The sequence below is a fragment of the Streptomyces sp. 6N223 genome (assembly GCF_052246635.1).
Classification (GTDB): domain Bacteria; phylum Actinomycetota; class Actinomycetes; order Streptomycetales; family Streptomycetaceae; genus Streptomyces.
Window position 1 is genome coordinate 60,828 of sequence record NZ_JBQQCA010000003.1, and the last position, 18,995, is coordinate 79,822.

The following is an 18,995-nucleotide window of genomic DNA, read 5'->3' on the forward strand; positions in this document are numbered from 1 at the left end:
CATCCGGTTGGTGCCGACGGCCCTGTCACGCGCCGGCGGCTACACGCAGCACTGGAAGGTCTCCCAGCCGCTGCACGACCCGCCGGAGCAGTAGCGGCGCTGGTTGGCCCAGAAGCTGGGAGACTCCGGGCAGGAAAGATTGCGGTTGCACCGGTATTCCCAGGCCGCCTCGGCGGTGGCCGTGGGCAGCACGCGGCTCAGTGCGGCGTCAGCGAGCCGGTTGAGAAGCCTCATCCCTCTCACCTCTCTTGGTACGGGGTGGTACAAGGTTCTTCGGGCACCCGGAAACCTAACGGCCCCCGCTACACATCCCATACATCGCGCCCCCACGCCGCCGGCCAGCGCAATTGGCTTTCGTTCGAAGCGCTTCGATTCTAAGCTCTCCGCTGTCAAGCGGAATCCTTCGGTAGTTGCTGCTTGGCGTGGGGAGGGGAGGGTCGGTGAAGACTGTGCAGGAGCCGGTGTTCCGGCTGCTGGGGCCGGTTCACGTCCGCGGCCGTGAGGGGGAGGCGGCGCCGCTGCGCGGCGGGAAGCCGCGGATCGTGCTGGTCGCCCTGTTGCTCAAGGCCAACCGCGTGGTTCCGGTGGACGCCTTCAGCGAGGCGCTGTGGGAAGGCGAGCCGCCGCGTTCCGCGCTGCCCAACCTGCGCTCCTACGTCCACAGGCTGCGCCACTCGCTCGGCGCCGGCACGCTGATCGGCCACCCGGGCGGCTACGAGCTGCGGCTCGCGCGGCAGGACAGCGACCATCTGCTCTTCGAGGAACTGTCCAGACAGGGGCGGGAGGTGCTCGCCTCCAGCCCGCACCGGGCCGTGATCCTGCTGCGGCGGGCGCTGGAGCTGTGGCGCTCGGAGCAGGCGGCGCCCGGGCTGGAGCGGCGCGGCATGCTCGCCCGCGAGCTGGCCAGCCTGGACGGGGAACGGCTGCGCGCGCTGGAGGACCTGGCCGGGGCGTGGTTCGCCCTGGACGAGCCGCGGCAGACGCTGGACGCCGCCTGGCAGGTGGTCTCGAGCGATCCGCTGCGCACCCGGGCCTGGGAGTTGGTGCTGCGCGCCCACCATCGGCTGGGCGAGCCGGGCCAGTTGACCGAGTCCTACCGGATGGCCCGCGCGGCGTTCCGCACCGAGCTCGGCCGGGATCCCGACGCGGGGTTGGCCCTGCTGCACGATCGGCTGCTGGCCGACGGCTCGGCCTGAGCGTTGTATCCGCCGTGTACGGGCGCGGCGTAGCGTCCGGGCTTCCGGGGCGGACGAGCCGGACCCCGGGACACCACGACGCCGGGCGCGCGGGAGGGGCGGATTTCGTGGACTACCTGCTGCTGGGTTGCGAGTCGCTGCTGATCGTGACGTTCCTGGCCGCCGCGGCCGGAAAGGCGCGCCCCGCCGGCCGGCGGGACTTCCGCCGCTCGCTGCGGGACGTCGGCATCCCCCGCCGGCTGGTCCCCGCCGTGTCGGTGGCAGTCGTCGCCGCCGAGGCGCTGGCCGCGCTGCTGATGCTGGCGGCGCCCACCGCCCCGTGGGGGCCGGCGCTGTCCGTGGCGCTGCTGGCCGTGCTGACCGGCGGGGTGGCGCGCGTGCTGTACGACGGCCGGACGGTGGCCTGCGCCTGCTTCGGCCGGGCCGTCCGCCCGCTGGGCGCCGTTCACCTGGTGCGCAACGCCGCGTTGCTGCTGGTCGCCGCGGCGGCGTTGGCGATGGTCCCCGCCGCCGGCCCGGTCCGGCCTGAGGTCCTGGCGACGTCCCTCCCCGCCGGGGCGGTCGCGGCGCTGCTGGTGATGGGCGCCGACGACGTCGCCGCGCTGTTCTCGTCCGCCCCGGCCGCGACCGCCGCCGCTTCTGCCAGGAGACCGAAATGATCGCCATCGTGCTGTCCGCGCTGGCCCTGTGCGTGACCGCGTTCAACCTGCTGCTGAGCTACGGCATCGTCCGGCGGCTGCGCGAACAGGACGCGGCGCTGGCCGAGGCCCGCTGGCGGCCCGGCGCCGAGCCGACGAGCACCGGGCTGCGCGTGGGCGCCCGCATCCAGCTGCCGGCGGGGCCGGACGGCGCCGGTGACGCCGGTGCCGAGGTCTCCTCCCCCACGCTCGTGGGCTTCTTCGCGCCCGGCTGCGCCTCCTGCGAGGAGATGCTGCCCGCCTTCGCCGAGGCCGCCACGGCGCACCCCGGGGGGCGGGAACGGGTGCGGGCCATCGTGGCCGCCGACGGTCCGGCGGACGGCGGCGCGGCCGGGGACGCCTCGCGCTACGCGGACGCGCTGGCCGCGGTCGCCGTGGTCGAGGCGGCGCCCGCCGGCTCCGCCTGGTTCCGGGCGTTCCAGGCGGATGCGTTCCCGCAGGTCCACGCCCTCACCGAGACCGGTGAGCTGCGGTGGTCCGCGGCGAGCGCGAGGGAGCTGCGACGGCGGATCGCGGCATGAGGTCACACGCCTCGCTCGTCTCGGCGCGGGCCGCCGCCGACCTCACCCTGCGGGCCCGGCCCGCCGCGCTGGCCGGCACGCTCGCGCTGACCGTCATCGAGGCGAGCTGCCCGGTGGCCGCCGCCTGGCTGACCGCGCGCCTGGTGGACAACCTGGCCACCGGCGAGGGCGCGGTCGCCGGGCCCGCCGCCGCGCTCGCCGCCGTCGGCGTGCTGCTGGCCGTACTGCCGTACGTGGCGCGGCTGCTGACCGGCGAGCTGTCCCGGGCGGTGGCCAGGCAGGCCCAGGACCGGCTGTTCCGGGCGGTCACCGCGCAGCCCGGCCTGGCCTGGTACGAGAGCCCCGACCGGCTCACCCGGCTGCGTCAGGCCCAGGACTGCGGGCAGCACACCCCGACCGAGCTGCTCACCTGCGCCACGATCCTGCTGGCCTCGGGCTGGACGCTCACGGGGTTCGCGGCGGTGCTGATCGGCATCGACCCGCTGCTTGCCGCGCTGGTGGGGCTCGGCACCGTGCCGAGGCTGCTGGCCGAGATCAACGTCGCACGCTCGCGCGCCCGTGCGACCGGCGAGATCACCGCACACGAGCGGCGGGAGATGTTCTACACCGTCCTGCTCGGCACGGAACCCGCGGCCAAGGAGATACGGCTGTTCGGCACCGGCGAGCTGCTGCGCCGCCGCATGATGGCCGAGCGGCACGCCGCCGACCGGCTGCGCCGCCGGCTGGACGTGAAGGATCTGCTGGTCAATGGCGGACCGGCGGTGCTCACCGCCGCCGTCGCGGCCGGCGGCCTGCTGTGGGCCGTCCACCGGGTCCGTTCCGGGGCGATGACGGTCGGCGACCTCACTCTGGTGATCTCGGCGGTCGCCACGGTGCAGGCCACGCTCGGCGCGCTGGTCACCGCCGTGGCCCACGGCCATCACCATCTGCTGGTCTTCCACGCCTACACCGAGGTACTCGGCGCCCCGCCCGTCCTCGCCACCCGGGAGCCTGCCCGCCCCCTCCCCCGGCTGCGCGGCTGCGTCGAGCTGGAGGACGTGTGGTTCCGCTACGGCCCGGAGCACCCGTGGGTTCTGCGCGGGGTCAGCCTGCGGATCAACGCCGGGGAGAGCCTGGGTCTGGTCGGCGTCAACGGCGCCGGGAAGAGCACGCTGGTGAAGCTGCTGTGCCGGTTCTACGACCCGCAGCGGGGCAGCATCCGGTGGGACGGGCAGGACCTGCGCGCCGTCCGCCCCGAGGAGCTGCGCGAGCGGCTCAGCGTCGTCTACCAGGACTTCATGCGGTACGAGATGACGGCCGCGGAGAACATCGGGCTCGGCGATCCCCCGCGCGCCGATGACCGGGAGCGGATCGAGTCGGCGGCCCGGCGCGCGGGCGTGGACCGGCTGCTGCGCGCGCTTCCCGAGGGCTACGACACCATGCTCACGCGCGGCTTCCCGGGCGCGTCCGAGAAGGACGCCGGGGTGGTGCTCTCCGGCGGGCAGTTCCAGCGGGTGGCGCTGGCCCGGTCGTTGCTGCGGGAGGACCGCGAGCTGTTCATCCTGGACGAGCCCACCTCGGGTCTTGACCCGGTGGCGCAGGCGGAGGTGGGTGCGCTGATGCGCGGACACGGCGTGGGCGGCACCCGGGTGCTGGTCTCGCACCGGCTGAGCGAGATCCGGAGCGCGGACCGGATAGCGGTGCTGGACGGGGGGCGGGTGGCCGAACTGGGCTCCCACGAGGAGCTGATGGCGCTCGGCGGCCGGTACGCGGCGGCGTTCCGCAGTCAGGCGGCGGGCTTCCAGCTCCCCGACGCGAGGAGGTGACGGCACGTTGGCGGCGAGGCCAGGTGCGGCGGTGGCCCTGGGCGCGGCGGTGGCCGCCGGGCTGGCCGCCGGGGCGTGGGCGGCCCGGCGCGGCCTGCTGTACACGACGGTGACCGGCGCCAGCATGCTGCCGACGCTGCGCGAGGGCGACCGGCTGCTGGTGCGGCGGGTGGACACCCGGCGGGACGGCGGGCGGCGGCTGCGGGTGGGGCAGATCGTCGTCTGCCCGGTGCAGCTGCCCGACGGCGCCACCCTCCTCCCGGCGCCGGGCGACGTCCTGCCGCAGCTGTGGGTCAAGCGCATCGCGGCGCTGCCGGGCGACCCCATGCCGGCGGCCATGGCGGGCCGCGCCGGGCCCGTCCCGAACGGGACCGTGATCCTGCTGGGCGACAACCCCGGGCAGAGCGTCGACTCCCGAACGATCGGCCCGATCCCGCTGGAGCGGCTGGTCGGCCGGGTGGTGTACCGGTTCGGCCGCGACGGGACCGGGAGCGTGTGACGTCAGCCAGGCCGGACGGGCAGCCGCCATCGCCGGAGACGGTGGCGGCGTCCCGTCCCGTCACGGCCCTCCGGCCAGCCGTCCGTTGCCCCCTCCCCTCATGACCCGGTGGGGTGGACCACCGCCATCCCGCGGACTCGTCGTGCGGCCCCTGCGGACAGGTGACCCGCACGCGGGTGGGCGACGGGTGCAGGTGGCGGGTAGCCTCCGTCGCTACGCGGTACCACGCCACGCCACGCGACGAGGACGGAGGTGGCCTCAGTGTCGGCACGCGCGGCCGTCGAGCCTCCCGACCCGGAGGTGATCCGGGCGGCGCAGCAGGGGGACCCGCGGGCGGTGGAGGAGTTCGTCGCGCGGTGTCTGCCCTTGGTGTACAACGTCGTCGGCCGGGCGATGGCCGGGCACGGCGACGCGGACGACGTCGTGCAAGCGGCAATGGCGCGGGCGGTCGACGGCCTGCGCGGGGTGCGTGACCCTGACCCGGACCGGCTGAGGTCCCGCCTGGTCGCGATCGCCGTGCAGCAGGTGCGTGCCTGGCGGGAGGGCGCGCGGCGGGAGCACGAGCCGGGCGATTTCGCCGATGTGGCGATCGCTCGGCTGGAGTTGTCGGGCCAGCGTCGCGAGGTGGCCGAGGCGGCCAGGGACTGGCTGGACGATCTGACGGACGAGGAGCGCGAACTGCTCGCGCTGTGGTGGCTGGAGGCGATGGGCACGCTGACCCGCGCCGACGTCGTGGCGGCGTATCACGCGCCGGCCCAGAGCGTCGAGTCCCGGGTCAGGCGGATCAGCCAGCGCCTGGACACCGCGCGGCAGGTGGTGCGGGCCCTGGGCACGACGCCCCGCTGCGAGGACCTGGACGTGGAGGCGCCCTGGGACGGCAAGCCGTCCGCACGGTGGCGCGAGCGGCTGGCCCACCACGTCCGGGGTTGCCCGCGCTGCCGGCTGTACACCCTCGACATGGAGCCGGCGGCGCGGCTGCTGGCCGGCCTCGCACTCGTGCCGCCGCCGGATGAGCTGGTGGGGCTGGTCCGGCACCGGCTGGCGCCGGACGCCAACCCGGCCCCGGCCCCGGCCCCGGCCGCAACGGCGACGGTCCCAGCCACGGGCGGGACGTCCGGCAGGCCCGGGATTTCGGGGATCTCGAGGACGGCCGTGATGGCGGCTGCGGCGGTGGTGGCGCTGACGGCCGGCGGCATGGCTGCCTACCACTACGCGCAGCCCACCTCCCAGCCAGAACGTGTCCCCGTCGCTGTGAACACCGACTCCCCGACGCCGTCGAGCAGCCCGCACGCCTCGACGAGCCCGAGGCCCTCGGAGTCCGAAACAACGGAGCAGGACCCGAACCAGGGCCTGACCCCGCCCCGGACGCAGGGGCCTTCCGAATCGCCGAGCCCGAGCCAGACGCCGACCGCCGGCCCCACGCCGAGCCCGACCCCGACGAGTGACGAGCCGACGCGGCCCGAACCCACCCAGGTCGCCATCCCGCTCGGCACGTACTCCCTGCGACTGGCCGGCGAGTCGGGCCGCTACCTCGGCCAGGAGGACGGGTACGCCGCCATCGAGGACGAGGACGCGGGGCAGGACGCCCGGTTCACCGTCGTCGACGGCCTGGCCGACCCCGCGTGCCACTCGCTCATGAACGCCGAGGGGGAGTACCTCCGCCACTACGGCATGCGCCTCGGACTGGACTATGACGACGGCAGCGACATCTTCCGCCTGGACGCCACGTTCTGCCCGCGCGCCGGCTCCAACGAGGGGACGGTGGCGCTGGAGTCGGTCAACTATCCGGGCCACTACCTGCACGCCCGCTCCGACGGTCAGGTCTGGATCGACCAGTCCGGGATCGCCGAGGACACCTCGTTCCACGTCGTCGCGCCCCTCGGCTGAGAAGCAGACAGCGAAGTCCGGCTGGAGTGCTAGCCCCACACCTCCGCGGCGGTCTCGACGAGCAGGCGCAGCTTGGCGACCTGCTGGTCGTAGGTCAGGTTGTTGCCCTCGACCGTGGAGGAGAAGCCGCACTGCGGGGAGATGCACAGCTGGTCGATGTCGACGTAGCGGGCAGCCTCCTCGATGCGGCGCTTGAGGTCGTCCTTGTCCTCCAGCGCGCCGCGCTTGGTGGTGACCAGGCCGAGGACCACCATCTTCCCCTTCGGCACGAAGCGCAGCGGTTCGAAGCCGCCGGAGCGGGCGTCGTCGTACTCGAGGAAGAAGCCATCCACGTCGAGCTGGGAGAAGAGCGCTTCGGCGACGAAGTCGTACCCGCCCTCGGCGGCCCAGGAGGAGCGGAAGTTGCCGCGGCACATGTGGGTGGTGACGGTCATGGACTCCGGGCGCCCGGCGAGCGCCGCGTTGATCTGCTTGATGTAGCGCTCGTGCTGGTGCTCGGCGTTGCCGCCCTGCTCCGCGACCATCCCCCGCTGCCGCGGGTCGTTGAGGTACGCGAGGCTGGTGTCGTCGAACTGCAGGTAGCTGCAGCCCTGTTCGGCGAGGCGGCGGACCTGCTCGGCGTAGGCGGCGCTCAGGTCGTGCCAGAAGGGCTCGAGGTCCGGGTACACCTCGGAGTCGATCGCGGCCCGCCCGCCGCGGTAGTGGACCATGCTCGGCGACGGGACGGTGAGCTTGGGCGTCACGGAGGTGACGGTGGACTGCAGGAAGCGGAACGCGTCGGCGAAGATCGTCTCCCGCAGCGAGATCCGGTCGTGGACGCGCAGGGCCGCAGACTCGAACTCCAGCTCGCCGTCCTCGTTGTAGAAGTGGACGGCGAGCTTCTCGTCGGTGCGGCGGACGCCGCCGAGCTGGTAGATGAAGTCCATGTGCCAGGAGGTCCGCCGGAACTCACCGTCGGTCGCCGACCGCAGCCCGACGTCCTCCTGCATGCGGACCACATCACGGATGGCCTCGTCCTCGACCTCGCGCAACTGCTCGGCGGAGGTACCCCCTTTGGCGTGCTCCTCGCGCGCCCGCAGCAGGCGCGGCGGCCTGAGCAGACTGCCGACGTGATCGGCCCGGAACGGTGGGACGGTGCGGGCGGCCACTGGGCTCTCCCTTCGTCGCTGCTGTTCCCACACCGGTACACCCGGTGCAGGTATCCGGCAAGAGCCGGAGTTGAGGTCCCCGTGATGGTCACCTGGTGTCGTCGGCCAGCGCGCGCTGTGCGGTGGCGAAGGCCTTGTTCGCCGCGGGGACTCCGCAGTAGACGCTGGTCTGGAGGAGGACGGCGGCGATCTCCTCGGCGGTGAGGCCGTTGCGGCGGGCGGCGTGGATGTGCAGCGCCAGCTCGTCCCAGTGGCCGTGGGCCACCAGCGCGGTGAGGGTGATCATGCTGCGTTCGCGGTGGCTGAGGGTGGGGTCGGACCAGATCTCGCCCCAGGCGTAGCGGGTGATGAGGTTCTGGAAGCGTGCGGTGAACGGGGTGGTCTGTGCCTGGGCCCGGTCGACGTGGGCGTCGCCGAGGACGGCGCGGCGCATCGTCATGCCGCTGGCGCCGCCGGGTGAACCGAGGTGGCCGTGGAGGGCGGAGAGGACGGCCTCGGGCCGTTCGGCGGGGGCGAGATGGGAGGCGCCGGGCAACTCGATCAGGGTGGCGTCCGGGATGGCGTCGGCGAGGGCTCGGGCGTGGGCCGGCGGGGTGACGGGGTCGGCGCGGCCGGCGACGACGAGGGTGGGGGCGGTGATCGCCGACAGGGCGTCCCGCAGGTCGTACGTGGCGAGGGCGTCGCAGCAGGCCGCGTACGCCTCGGGCTCGGCGGCGCGCAGGTCGGCCAGCAGGCCGGGGTGGGTGAAGCCGGGGGTGAACCACCGGGCGGCGGCCGTGTCGGCGACCGGGGCGGTGCCCTCGTGGCGGACCAGGGCGGCGCGCTCGCGCCAGTGGTCGGCGTCGGGGAAGCGGGCCGAGGACGACAGGATGGCGAGGCGTTCGACGCGCTCGGGGTGATGGGCCGCCAGGTGCAGGCCGATGGCGCCGCCGAGGGAGACGCCGGCGTACGAGAAGCAATCGAGCCCGAGGTGGTCGGCGAGTTCCAGGACGCGGGTGGCCAGGTCGGCCACGGAGGCGCCGGGCGCGATGAGACGGGGGGACGAGTGACCGTGGCCGGGCAGGTCCCAGCGGATGACGCGCCAGGTGCTGGACAGTTCGGGAGCGATCCGGTCCCACAGGGCGGTGGAGGTGCCGAGGGAGTTGCCCAGCATCAGGGGCGGTGCGCAGGTGGGGCCTTCGGCGGTGTGGTGGAGCAGGAGGGGGGCGGGCATGGCGGGTCCTTCCGCGTCTCGGTGGTGTCTCGGCGGCGCGTCAGGTGCGCCGGAGCGCGCGGTCGGTCAGCGCGCCCGCCGCGCCGGTGCCGCGGTACGGGTCGAGGAGGCGGGCGAGGTCCAGGTCCAGGCCCACGAGCTCGGGCGAGTCGGCGAGGACGTCGGCCAGCGGGAGGCCGTGGTCGCGGGCCCGTTGCGCCGCCTCGGTCAGCAGTTCCCGGGCGCGGACCCGGCCCAGGCGGCCGGTCAGCGCGGCGGCCACCTGCTCGGCGGCGAGCGCGCCGCCCGTCAGGTGCAGGTGTGCGCGCATGGTGGGGGCGTCGACGCGGAGACCCGCGAGGAGGGCGGCGGCGTGGTGGGCGCCGGCGCCGGCCAGGCGGAGCAGGTCGCGCAGCGGCTCCCACTCGGCGTGCCAGGCGCCGGCCGGCCGCTCGTCCTCGGCGGCCAGGCTGCCGTAGAGGGAGGCGGCGAGGGCGGGGGCGCGACGCGCGGCGGCGGCGATGAGGGTGGCGTGGACCGGGTTGGCCTTGTGCGGCATCGCGGACGACTCCCCGCCGCCGGCCTCGGCCACCTCGGCGATCTCGGTGCGGGCGAGCACGAGGACGTCGGCGGCGATCTTGCCGTGGGCGCCGGCGGTGAAGGCCAGGGCGCCGGCGAGGTCGGCGATGGGGGTGCGCAGGGCGTGCCAGGGCAGCACGGGCTCGGCCAGCCCGAGTTCGGCGGCGAAGGCGGCCACCACCGGCAGGCCCGCTCCCGTCCCCGTTCCGGCATACGCGTCGAACGCGTCGAACGTGCTGAGGGTGCCGGCGGCGCCGCCGAGTTGGGCGGGCAGCGCGTCGCGCACGGCGGCGAGGCGGTCGCGGGCGTCGAGGAGGAGCCAGCGCCAGCCGGCCGCCTTGAGCCCGAACGTCGTGGGCACGGCGTGCTGCGTGAGGGTGCGGCCGGGCATGACGGTGTCGCGGTGGTCGGCGGCCAGCCGGGCCAGGGACGCCTCCGCGCCGGCCAGGTCGGCGAGGATGAGGGCCGTGGCGCGGTGGGCCACCAGCATGAGGGCGGTGTCCAGGATGTCCTGGCTGGTGGCGCCGCGGTGCACGTACGCGGCGGCTGCCGGGTCCCGTTCGGTGACGGCCGCGGTGAGGTCGGCCACCAGCGGGATGACGGGGTTGCCGCCGCTGCGGGCGCGCAGCGCGAGGTCCCGCGCGTCGAAGCGGGCGGTGTCCGCCGCGGCCGCGGTGACGGCGCGGGCCGCGGCGGCGGGGGCCTGGCCGCAGGCGGTGAGGGCGCGGGTGAGCGCCGCCTCGGCGTCGAGCAGGGCCCGCAGCACCGCCGCGTCCCCGGTGGCGGCCGCCACGGGCGTCCCCGCGTGGCCGGGGGCGAGGAGTCCGGTGTCGGCCGGCGGGACGGCGTCGGCGGTCACCGGAACTCCAGGAAGACGGTCTCGGACTCGCCCTGGAGGCGGATGTCCCAGCGGTAGTCGCCCTGCTGCCGCGGCGCGGCGATGAGCGTGGCGCGCCGCTGCGGCGGCAGGGCGGCCAGCAACGGGTCGCCGGTGTGCGCGGTGGCGTCCTCGGGGAGGTAGACGCGGGTGTGGAGGTGGTGGAGCAGGCCGCGGGCGAAGACGCAGACGCTGAGGTAGGGGGCGGACTGGCCGCGGGCGCCAGGCCTGAGAGTGTGGGCGGCCCACCGGCCCTCGCGGTCGGTGGCGACGCGGCCGAAGCCGGTGAAGTCCACGCGATGGCGGCCCAGGAAGCCTCCGGTGGTCTCGTCGCGGCGCAGCGAGCCGGTCGTGGTGGGGATGCGGCCGGCCGGGTCCGGACCCCAGACCTCCAGCAGCGCGTCGGGGACGGGCGCGCCGTGGCCGTCGTAGACGCGTCCGTGGACGGTGACGGCGTCGGGGTGGCCGGCGGGGGCGATGTCGGGGCCGCCGGGGAAGGGCAGCGCGTGACCGTAGAAGGGTCCGACGGTCTGCGAGGGCGTCGGGGGCAGGTGCGCCGCCCGGTCGCTGGTGGTCATCGTGCGAGTCATCGGACGAGTCATCGGGCGTGCTCCTGTTCGGTCCAGGTGGCGGTGGGGCCGTCGAGGACGATGTCCCAGCGGTAGCCCAGGCTCCACTCGGGTCGCGAGAGGGCGTGGTCGTAGCTGGCTGTCATGCGTTGCCGGGCGGCGGGGTCGGTGACGGACTGGACGATCGGGTCGTGGGCCAGGAGCGGGTCGCCCGGGAAGTACATCTGTGTCACCAGGCGCTGGGTGAAGGCGGTGCCGAAGACGGAGAAGTGGATGTGGGCCGGGCGCCAGGCGTTCTCGTGGTTGCGCCACGGATAGGCGCCGGGCCGGATGGTGGTGAAACGCCAGCGGCCGGCGTCGTCGCTGAGGGTGCGGCCGACGCCGGTGAAGTTCGCGTCGAGCGGCGCGGGGTGCTGGTCGAGCTGGTGGGCGTAGCGGCCGGCGGCGTTGGCCTGCCATATCTCGACGAGCTGGCCGCGCACCGGGCGGCCGTGGCGGTCCAGCAGCCGGCCCTCGACGGTGATCCGCTCGCCGAACGGCGCGCCGGGGTGCTGGATGGTCAGGTCGTTGTCGTGCTCGGTGACGTCGCTGTCGCCGAAGGCCGGGGAGGTCAGCTCCACGGCCTCCGGGTCGCGCGCGGCCGCGATGGAGACGAGGGGCTGTCGGGGGTGGCGTGCCGCGGTCGAGCGGTACGGGGCGTAGCCGCGGTCGGGATGGTGCGCGGGCATGGCGGTGCTCTCGCGGCTCTTCTCACGCGCTGCGGCCATCTCACGGTCGATGTCGTGCTGGGTGAGTGCCAAGGGGTCGGCTCCTCTCGTTCGGCCGTCGTTGGGTTTCCGTCAGCGTTCGAGGACAAGGGCGAGCCCCTGGCCGACGCCGACGCAGAGGGCGGCCACGCCGGTGCCGGAGCCCGCGGCTGCCAGCTGGTGGGCGACGGTGCCGGCGAGCCGGGCACCGGAGGCGCCGAGGGGGTGGCCGAGGGCGAGTGCGCCGCCGAGGGGGTTGAGCACCGCGGGGTCGAGCGCGGGCCACTCGGCGAGGCAGCCGAGGACCTGCGCGGCGAAGGCCTCGTTCAGCTCCAGCGTGGTCAGGTCGGCGAAGGCGCGGCCCGCCCGCCGCAGGGCGCGGGGGACGGCCGTGACGGGGCCGAGGCCGTAGTACTGCGGCTCGACGGCGGTGACGGCGGAGGCGGAGACGCGGGCCAGCGGCTCGCGGCCGATCTCGGCCAGGCCGGCCTCGTCGGCCAGCAGCAGCGCCGCCGCGCCGTCGTTGAGGGGGGAGGCGTTGCCGGCGGTGACCGTGCCGCCGTCGGTGCGGAAGCTGGGCTTCAGCCGTGCCAGGGCGGTCAGCGAGGTGTCGCGGCGCACGCACTCGTCGCGGTCGGCGATGGCCGGACTCCCGTCGCCCTGTGGGAGGGGCACGGGAGCGAGTTCGGCGTCGAACCGGCCGCGGTCGTGCGCCGCCGCCGCCTTGTGGTGGGAGGCCAGCGCGTACGCGTCCTGCTGCTCGCGGCTGATCGCGTGCTTGTCCGCGATCAGCTCGGCGCCCTCGCCGAGGGGGACGGTCCACCGCGGCTTCATCCTGGGGTTGACCAGGCGCCAGCCGAGGGTGGTGGAGTACAGCCGCGCGTCGTGGGCGGGGAAGGCGCGCTCGGGCTTGGGCAGCACGTACGGGGCGCGGCTCATGGACTCGACGCCGCCGGCCAGGGCGACGGACGCGTCGCCCAGGGCGATGGCGCGGGCGGCCTGGATGACGGCTTCGAGGCCGGAGGCGCACAGCCGGTTGACGGTGACGCCTGGCACGGTGGCCGGCAGGTCCGCGAGCAGGGCTGCCATGCGGGCCACGTTGCGGTTCTCCTCGCCGGCTCCGTTGGCGTTCCCCAGATAGACGTCGCCGATCCGGTCGGGGTCGAGACGAGGGTTGCGGTCCAGCAGGGCGCGGAGCACGTGGGCGGCGAGGTCGTCGGGGCGGACGGCCGCGAGGGCGCCGCCGAACCGGCCGAACGGGGTGCGCACGGCGTCGACGACGTACACCTTGCGGACACCCCGGGCGCTCATGCCCCGCTCCTGCCCGTGCTCCTGTCCGTACTCCTGTCGGTGAGTCCTGCCGCGACGCGGAGCGTGGCGCCGGTCCGGGCTGTGGCCTCGGCGACGCTGACGCCGGGGGCGAGTTCGACGAGCAGCAGCCCGTCGCCGGTGACGTCCAGGACGCCGAGGTCGGTGATGATCCGGTCCACGCAGGCGCGGCCGGTCAGCGGCAGGCCGCACTCCTGGACGAGCTTGGGCTCGCCGTCGCTGGTGGTGTGGGTCATGGTCACGAGGACGCGGCGGGCGCCGTGGACGAGGTCCATGGCCCCGCCGATGCCGGTGACGAGCCGGCCGGGCACCGCCCAGTTCGCCAGGTCGCCGGCGGCGGAGACCTGCATGGCGCCGAGCACCGCGGTGTCGATGTGCCCGCCGCGGATCATGCCGAAGGACAGCGCCGAGTCGAAGAACGCCGCCCCGGGCAGGACGGAGACGGTCTCCTTGCCGGCGTTGATCAGGTCCGGGTCGAGCTCGTCCTCGGTCGGGTAGGGCCCGGTGCCGAGGATGCCGTTCTCCGAGTGCAGCACCACGGTGACCCCGGCCGGGAGGTGGTCGGGGATGAGGGTGGGGAGGCCGATGCCGAGGTTGACGTACTCGCCGTCGCGGAGCTCGCGTGCGGCGCGGGCGGCCATCTGCCGGCGGGTCCAGGGCATCAGGTCCGCGCCTCCCCGGTGGCCGTAACAGGGGACGGGGGGCGCACGGTGCGGATCTCGATCTTCTTGTCGGACGCCTCGCGCGGGGTGAGCGCCACGACGCGCTGGACGAACACGCCCGGCAGGTGCACGTGGTCGGGGTCGATCGCGCCGGGCTCGACCAGCTCCTCCACCTCGGCGATGGTGACGCGGCCGGCCATGGCGGCCAACGGGTTGAAGTTGCGGGCGGACTTGGCGAAGACGAGGTTGCCGTGGCGGTCACCGCGCGCGGCCCGCACCAGGGCGAAGTCGCAGCGGATGCCGCGCTCCAGCACGTACTCCACGCCGTCGAACGCGCGCACCTCCTTGGGGGGCGATGCCACCGCCACGCCGCCGCTGCCGTCGTGGCGCCAGGGCAGGCCGCCCTCGGCGACCTGGGTGCCGACGCCCGCCGGGGTGTAGAACGCCGGGATGCCGACGCCGCCGGCGCGCAGCCGCTCCGCGAGAGTGCCCTGCGGGATCAGCTCCAGCTCCACCTCGCCGGCCAGGTACTGGCGGCGGAACTCGTGGTTGTTGCCGAGGAAGCTGCCGGTGACGCGGGCGATGCGGCCGGCGGCCAGGAGGACGGCGAGGCCGGAGTCCATCGCGCCGCAGTTGTTGGAGACGACGTGCAGATCGGTGGCCCCGCCCTCGAACACGGCCTGGACCAGGGCGTTCGGCACCCCGCTGAGCCCGAAGCCGCCGACGGCCAGCGAGGCGCCGTCCCCGATGTCGGCCACCGCCGCGGCGGCCGACTCCACCGTCTTGTCCATCGGCGCGCTCACGCCCCTCCCCCGCCCGCGTCGCCACCCACCGGGAGCCCCGCGTAGTTCGCCGCCAGTTCGGCGGCCGCGTGGGGCGAGGTGGCCAGGCGCTCCAGTTGGGACAGCTGCAGGCGGGTGTCGAACTCCGACTGGTCGGGGCTGAGGTGCAGCATCGAGGTCATGAGGTTCGAGAAGTGCTCCGCGCGCCAGACGCGGCGCAGGCAGGTGTCGGAGTAGGCGTCCAGCAGCTCGGTGGAGCCGGTGGCACCGAGATGGGCGAAGGCCCGGCCGAGCACCATCGCGTCCGCCGCCGCGAGATTCAGCCCCTTGGCGCCGGTCGGCGGCACGATGTGGGCGGCGTCGCCGGCCAGGAAGATCCGGCCGTGGGCCATCGGCTCGGTGACCGAACTCCGCATCGGCAGCACCGCCTTGGAGGTGATCGGGCCACGGTGCAGCCGCCGGCCGCCGCGGGTCGCGAGGCGGGCGTCGAGCTCGTTCCAGACGCGCTCGTCGGACCACTGCTCGGGGTCGGTGCCGTTGGGCACCTGGAGGTAGAGCCGGCTCACGTGCGCGGAGCGCATGCTGGCCAGCGCGAAGCCCCGCTCGGAATGCGCGTAGATCAGCTCCTCGTACGCCGGCGGGGCGTCGGCCAGGATGCCGAACCAGGAGTACGGGTGGCCGCGCTCGTAGGTCCGCAGCACCCCCTCGGGCATCCCGTGCCGGGTCACGCCGTGGTAGCCGTCGCACCCCACGACCCAGTCGCAGACCAGGGTGTGCTCGCGGCCGGCGTGCGCGTACCGGATCAGCGGGCGGTCGCCGTCGTTGCCCTCGACCGCCAGCGCCCGCGCCTCGAACAGCAGGGGCGGCCCCTCCTTCTGCTGGAGAGCGATGAGGTCCTTGACCAGCTCGGTCTGGGCGTAGAGCCACACCCGGCGGCCGCCGGTCAACGAGGGGAAGTCCAGGCGAAGGGAGCGGCGGGCGAAGCGCAGCTCGACGCCGTCGTGAGGGGTGCCCTCCCGCTCCAGGCGGTCGGCGGCGCCCGCCGAGCGCAACGCGTCGACCGTGCTCTGCTCCAGGATGCCGGCGCGCTGGCGCCGCTCGACGTAGGTCCGGTCGCGCCTCTCCAGGATCACACAGTCGATGCCGGTGAGGTGCAGCAGCCGGGCCAGGAGCAGCCCGGCCGGCCCGGCACCGACGATGCCCACGCGCGTGCGTGTGGGATGTCCCATGCCACCACTCACCCTCTGCGTTCGTCTAGTGAATTAAAGTTCACATCACACTCGGCAGTTTCACCTCTTGTGTGCGCCGTGTCAACGGTGTCCGCCGACCCGGCGGTCAGGGCCGCTGGGCGAGCGCGCCAGGTAGCGTTGTTCGTCGCGGGCCGGTCTGCCGGGCCGGCGGTCAGGGGGAGTGGCCGATCTGCCGAAACGTGCCGACTCGACAGCCCGGAGGTCTTATGCCCTTGCCGCCCACGCGGGTCGTGGCGCCTGGCGAGCACGCGCCGGCCCCTGCCGAGGCCGTGGCGCCGTTGATGCGTGGCGCGCTGGTGCTGCGCGCGCTGACCGATGCCGACGGCGTGCTGAGCCTGCCCGGTCTGGAGCGCGCGACGGGGTTGGCCCGTTCCACCCTGGACCGGGTGACCGGCACGCTCGTCCGCATGGGGTATCTGCGCATGGACGGCCGGGATGTTCTGCTCGCCCCGCGGCTGATGGAGGTGGGGAACGCCTATCTGTCGGCGCTGCGCCTGCCGGACCTGCTGGGGCCGTATGCCCGCGAACTGGCCGACGAGCTGGCCGAGTCGGTCTCCTTGGCGGTGGCCGACGGCGACGGCATCCGGTTCATCCACCAGACCACGCGGCGCCGTGCGCTGTCGGTCAGCTTCCGCGTTGGGGACCTGCTCCCGGCCGAACGCGCCGCGCCCGGCCCGCTGATCGCCGCCGGCTGGGACGAGCGGGCGTGGGCGCGGTGGCGCGAGCGGCGGGCCGCTGATCCGCTGGGCCGCGGTTTTCCCGCCCTGCCGCCGGGCGACACCGCGCAGGGCATCGCGCAGGACATCGCGCAGGACATCGCGCAGGACGTGGAGCCGCTCGGGCCCACGGACGAGGAGTTCGCCGTGTGGGCGGAGCAGGCGCGCGAGCGGGGCTGGGCGCTGGACGACCAGCTCATCGAGCCGGGCCTGGTCGCGCTGTCGGTGCCCGTGCGGTATCCGGACGGCCGGCTCGCCTGCGTCGCCAGCCTCGTCAGCCACACCAGCCGGCACAGCGCCCAGGATCTGCGCGATCGGCTGCTGCCCCGGCTCCGGGACGCAGCCGTCGACATGGAGCGGCGGCTGTCCGAGCACGAGGGGGAATTCGCGCCCGCCGCGTCCCCGCCCGCGCCCACCGGGCTGGCGTCGTGGACCGCCGCCTCCAAGCAGGAACTGGGCCGCGGATTCGTCGAGTCGCTGGCCCGCGGCCTCACCGTGCTCACCGCCTTCGGCGAGAGCCGCGAGACGCTCACGCTCACCGCCGTCGCCCAGGCCACCGGCCTGCCCCGGGCAACGGCCCGCCGGGCCCTGATCACCCTCGAACACCTGGGCTACGTCACCGCCGACGCCGGCGTCTTCCGCCTCACGTCCCGCGTGCTGGCGCTCGGCTACCCGCCGCTGTCCGGGCTCACGCTGGCGCAGATCGCCACGCCCCACCTGGCGGCCCTCACCGAGCGTGTGCACGACTCGGCGTCCCTGGCGGTGCTCGACGGGGACGAGGTGCGCTACACCGCCCGGGTGCCGAGGAAGCGGATCATGAGCGTGGACATCACCCTCGGCACCCGCTTCCCGGCGTACGCCACCTCGATGGGCCGGGTGTTGCTCGCCGCCCTGCCGGTCGCCGACCGCGCGGCCCGCCTGGACCGCGCCGAGCCCAAGCCCCTCACCCCGTACACCGTCACCGACCGCGCCGCGCTGGAGGCGGCCCTGAACCGGGTCGCGGGCGAGGGCCACGCGCTGGTGGACCAGGAGCTGGAGGAGGGGCTGCGGTCCATCGCGGTTCCCGTCGTCGGCCGGGACGGTCGCGCGGTCGCCGCGGTCAACGTCGCCACGCACACCGCCCGCCACAGCGTCGAGCACTGCCTGGCACACGTCCTGCCCGAACTGCGCACCACGGCCGCGGCCATCGAGGCCGACCTCCACCTCGCCGACCGCTTCACCCACATCCCGACCGCCTGAGGTGCCTGGGCGCGGGGGCCCGGCCGCTTGGAGTGAAACTTTTTTCACTATCCGTCGTGCGCCTTCCGCGGCGGGTGTCACGCTGCTAGCTTGCGACCGGGTTGGGAGGTGTACTCACACCTCTGAGGAGTGCTCATGTCGTCGCCGCCGCGCTCCGAACTCCCCATCGTCCCAGGCCCCTGGTCTTCCCCACCGCTTCGACGGGAGCCGTATCCAGTCCGGCCCTCGCCCGGCGAACCATGCCTGCGACCGCGTCGGCGGAGCGTTTTCCACCCTCCTCAGAGCCCGAAGACGAAAAAAGGAGTCGAGTGATGTCAAGACGGAGATTCCTCCTCGGATCTGTCGTGGTCGCGGCGCTTCTCGTCGTGACCACGAGTGGCACGGCACTGAGCAGCAGCCCTGCCGGAGCCACCGCGCCCACCGCGCCCACCGCGCTCACGGCGCCCACGGATGTGGGCACCTCGCAGGCGAGCGCCGGATGTGGCCAGGCCCCCACGCTGGAGGACGGCACCCACACGATCCAGAGCGGCGGCCAGGATCGCACCTTCATCCTGGACGTTCCCGACAACTACGACAACAGCAACCCCTACCGGCTGGTCTTCGGACTCCACTGGTGGGGCGGCACCGCCGAGAACGTCGTCTCGGGGGGCTACTACGGCCTGCAGCCGCTGGCGGACAACAGCACCATCTTCGTCTCGCCCCAGGGCCTCGACAACGCCTGGGCCAACACCGGCGGCCAGGACGTGGTCTTCATCGACGACATCCTCGCGATGCTTGAGGCCGACCTCTGCGTCGACACCTCGCTCCGCTTCTCCCAGGGCTTCAGCTACGGCGGCGCCATGAGCATCGCACTGGCCTGCGCCCGGCCGGACGTTTTCCGCGCGATCGTGTCCCAGTCCTCCCCCGGACCGGTCAGCGGATGCGACGGCGGCACCGAGCCCGTCGCCTTCATGGGGGTGCACGGCATCAGCGACCAGTTCGGCAACACCCATGAGCAGCAGCGCGACATGTTCGTCACGAACAACGGCTGCACCCCCCAGACCCCGCCCACCGCGGCGCCCGGCAGCCTGACGCACATCACCACCGCCTACGAGGGGTGCATGGAGGGGTATCCGGTGGTGTGGGCCTCCTTCGACGGTGGTCACATCGCGTCTCCGCAGGATGGGGTCGCCGGTGACGGCGCCGACAGCTGGGCCCCGGACGAGTCGTGGGACTTCATCACGCAGTTCGAGTCCACGCTGTGACGGACGACGGTGACCGACACCGCTGATCCACAGCGGTGACCGACAACGACCAGGGG

18 protein-coding genes are annotated in these 18,995 nt (G+C 74.3%); 8 read left to right on the plus strand and 10 right to left on the minus strand.

The window, feature by feature from the left end:
* Positions 1-39: 39 nt before the first annotated feature.
* The gene (locus tag ACTWQH_RS03220; RefSeq protein ID WP_443284739.1) at positions 40-234 is read right to left on the minus strand and encodes a hypothetical protein; all 195 of its coding nucleotides are present in this window, start codon (positions 232-234) and stop codon (positions 40-42) included.
* Positions 235-440: 206 nt separating this feature from the next.
* On the opposite strand from ACTWQH_RS03220, the gene ACTWQH_RS03225 reads away from it, so the two are divergent.
* The 6 genes from ACTWQH_RS03225 (at position 441) to ACTWQH_RS03250 (ending at position 6,606) form a co-directional block, all read left to right on the plus strand.
* Positions 441-1,196: an AfsR/SARP family transcriptional regulator gene (locus tag ACTWQH_RS03225; protein ID WP_443284740.1), complete on the plus strand. Its 756-nt coding sequence runs from the start codon at positions 441-443 to the stop codon at positions 1,194-1,196.
* A 107-nt stretch (positions 1,197-1,303) separates the two neighbouring features.
* A complete protein-coding gene (locus ACTWQH_RS03230; RefSeq protein WP_443284741.1) occupies positions 1,304-1,855 on the plus strand; it encodes a MauE/DoxX family redox-associated membrane protein in 552 nt (183 codons plus the stop codon).
* Positions 1,852-2,415, plus strand: coding sequence for a hypothetical protein (locus tag ACTWQH_RS03235; protein WP_443284742.1), 564 nt, complete (start codon positions 1,852-1,854; stop codon positions 2,413-2,415). Before ACTWQH_RS03230 ends, ACTWQH_RS03235 begins: the two co-directional genes overlap by 4 nt.
* Positions 2,412-4,220, plus strand: a complete 1,809-nt coding sequence (locus tag ACTWQH_RS03240) for an ABC transporter ATP-binding protein (protein ID WP_443284743.1) — start codon at positions 2,412-2,414, stop codon at positions 4,218-4,220. The genes ACTWQH_RS03235 and ACTWQH_RS03240 overlap by 4 nt, the downstream gene beginning before the upstream one ends.
* Before the next feature lie 7 nt (positions 4,221-4,227).
* Positions 4,228-4,719: a S26 family signal peptidase gene (locus ACTWQH_RS03245; protein WP_443284744.1), complete on the plus strand. Its 492-nt coding sequence runs from the start codon at positions 4,228-4,230 to the stop codon at positions 4,717-4,719.
* A gap of 261 nt (positions 4,720-4,980) precedes the next feature.
* Positions 4,981-6,606, plus strand: coding sequence for an AbfB domain-containing protein (locus ACTWQH_RS03250; RefSeq protein ID WP_443284745.1), 1,626 nt, complete (start codon positions 4,981-4,983; stop codon positions 6,604-6,606).
* A 29-nt stretch (positions 6,607-6,635) separates the two neighbouring features.
* On the opposite strand, the gene ACTWQH_RS03255 is transcribed toward ACTWQH_RS03250, so the two are convergent.
* From ACTWQH_RS03255 to ACTWQH_RS03295, 9 genes are all read right to left on the minus strand, one after another.
* The gene (locus ACTWQH_RS03255) at positions 6,636-7,754 is read right to left on the minus strand and encodes a 5-methyltetrahydropteroyltriglutamate--homocysteine S-methyltransferase (RefSeq protein WP_443284746.1); all 1,119 of its coding nucleotides are present in this window, start codon (positions 7,752-7,754) and stop codon (positions 6,636-6,638) included.
* 88 nt (positions 7,755-7,842) lie between these two features.
* Positions 7,843-8,967, minus strand: a complete 1,125-nt coding sequence (pcaDC, locus tag ACTWQH_RS03260) for a bifunctional 3-oxoadipate enol-lactonase/4-carboxymuconolactone decarboxylase PcaDC (protein ID WP_443284747.1) — start codon at positions 8,965-8,967, stop codon at positions 7,843-7,845.
* Positions 8,968-9,007: 40 nt separating this feature from the next.
* Positions 9,008-10,384, minus strand: a complete 1,377-nt coding sequence (gene pcaB / locus ACTWQH_RS03265; RefSeq protein ID WP_443284748.1) for a 3-carboxy-cis,cis-muconate cycloisomerase — start codon at positions 10,382-10,384, stop codon at positions 9,008-9,010.
* Positions 10,381-10,992 (minus strand): protocatechuate 3,4-dioxygenase subunit alpha, encoded by a 612-nt coding sequence (gene pcaG / locus ACTWQH_RS03270; RefSeq protein WP_443284749.1) that lies wholly within the window; start codon positions 10,990-10,992, stop codon positions 10,381-10,383. Before pcaG ends, pcaB begins: the two co-directional genes overlap by 4 nt.
* A gap of 8 nt (positions 10,993-11,000) precedes the next feature.
* Positions 11,001-11,771, minus strand: a complete 771-nt coding sequence (gene pcaH, locus ACTWQH_RS03275; RefSeq protein ID WP_443284750.1) for a protocatechuate 3,4-dioxygenase subunit beta — start codon at positions 11,769-11,771, stop codon at positions 11,001-11,003.
* A 39-nt stretch (positions 11,772-11,810) separates the two neighbouring features.
* The gene (locus ACTWQH_RS03280) at positions 11,811-13,028 is read right to left on the minus strand and encodes a thiolase family protein (protein WP_443284751.1); all 1,218 of its coding nucleotides are present in this window, start codon (positions 13,026-13,028) and stop codon (positions 11,811-11,813) included.
* The gene (locus ACTWQH_RS03285; protein WP_443284752.1) at positions 13,025-13,708 is read right to left on the minus strand and encodes a 3-oxoacid CoA-transferase subunit B; all 684 of its coding nucleotides are present in this window, start codon (positions 13,706-13,708) and stop codon (positions 13,025-13,027) included. Before ACTWQH_RS03285 ends, ACTWQH_RS03280 begins: the two co-directional genes overlap by 4 nt.
* Positions 13,708-14,499 carry a CoA transferase subunit A gene (locus tag ACTWQH_RS03290; protein ID WP_443284920.1) on the minus strand — a complete coding sequence of 264 codons (792 nt, stop codon included), beginning with the start codon at positions 14,497-14,499 and terminating at the stop codon, positions 13,708-13,710. Before ACTWQH_RS03290 ends, ACTWQH_RS03285 begins: the two co-directional genes overlap by 1 nt.
* 8 nt (positions 14,500-14,507) lie before the next feature.
* A complete protein-coding gene (locus ACTWQH_RS03295) occupies positions 14,508-15,719 on the minus strand; it encodes a 4-hydroxybenzoate 3-monooxygenase (RefSeq protein ID WP_443284753.1) in 1,212 nt (403 codons plus the stop codon).
* 227 nt (positions 15,720-15,946) lie between these two features.
* Here ACTWQH_RS03295 and ACTWQH_RS03300 point away from each other — a divergent pair, with 227 nt between their 5' ends.
* Both ACTWQH_RS03300 and ACTWQH_RS03305 read left to right on the plus strand, forming a co-directional pair.
* Complete coding sequence (locus ACTWQH_RS03300; protein ID WP_443284754.1) at positions 15,947-17,695, plus strand: IclR family transcriptional regulator domain-containing protein; 1,749 nt, start codon at positions 15,947-15,949, stop codon at positions 17,693-17,695.
* Between the two features lie 311 nt (positions 17,696-18,006).
* A complete protein-coding gene (locus tag ACTWQH_RS03305; protein ID WP_443284755.1) occupies positions 18,007-18,939 on the plus strand; it encodes an alpha/beta hydrolase family esterase in 933 nt (310 codons plus the stop codon).
* Positions 18,940-18,995: the final 56 nt, after the last annotated feature.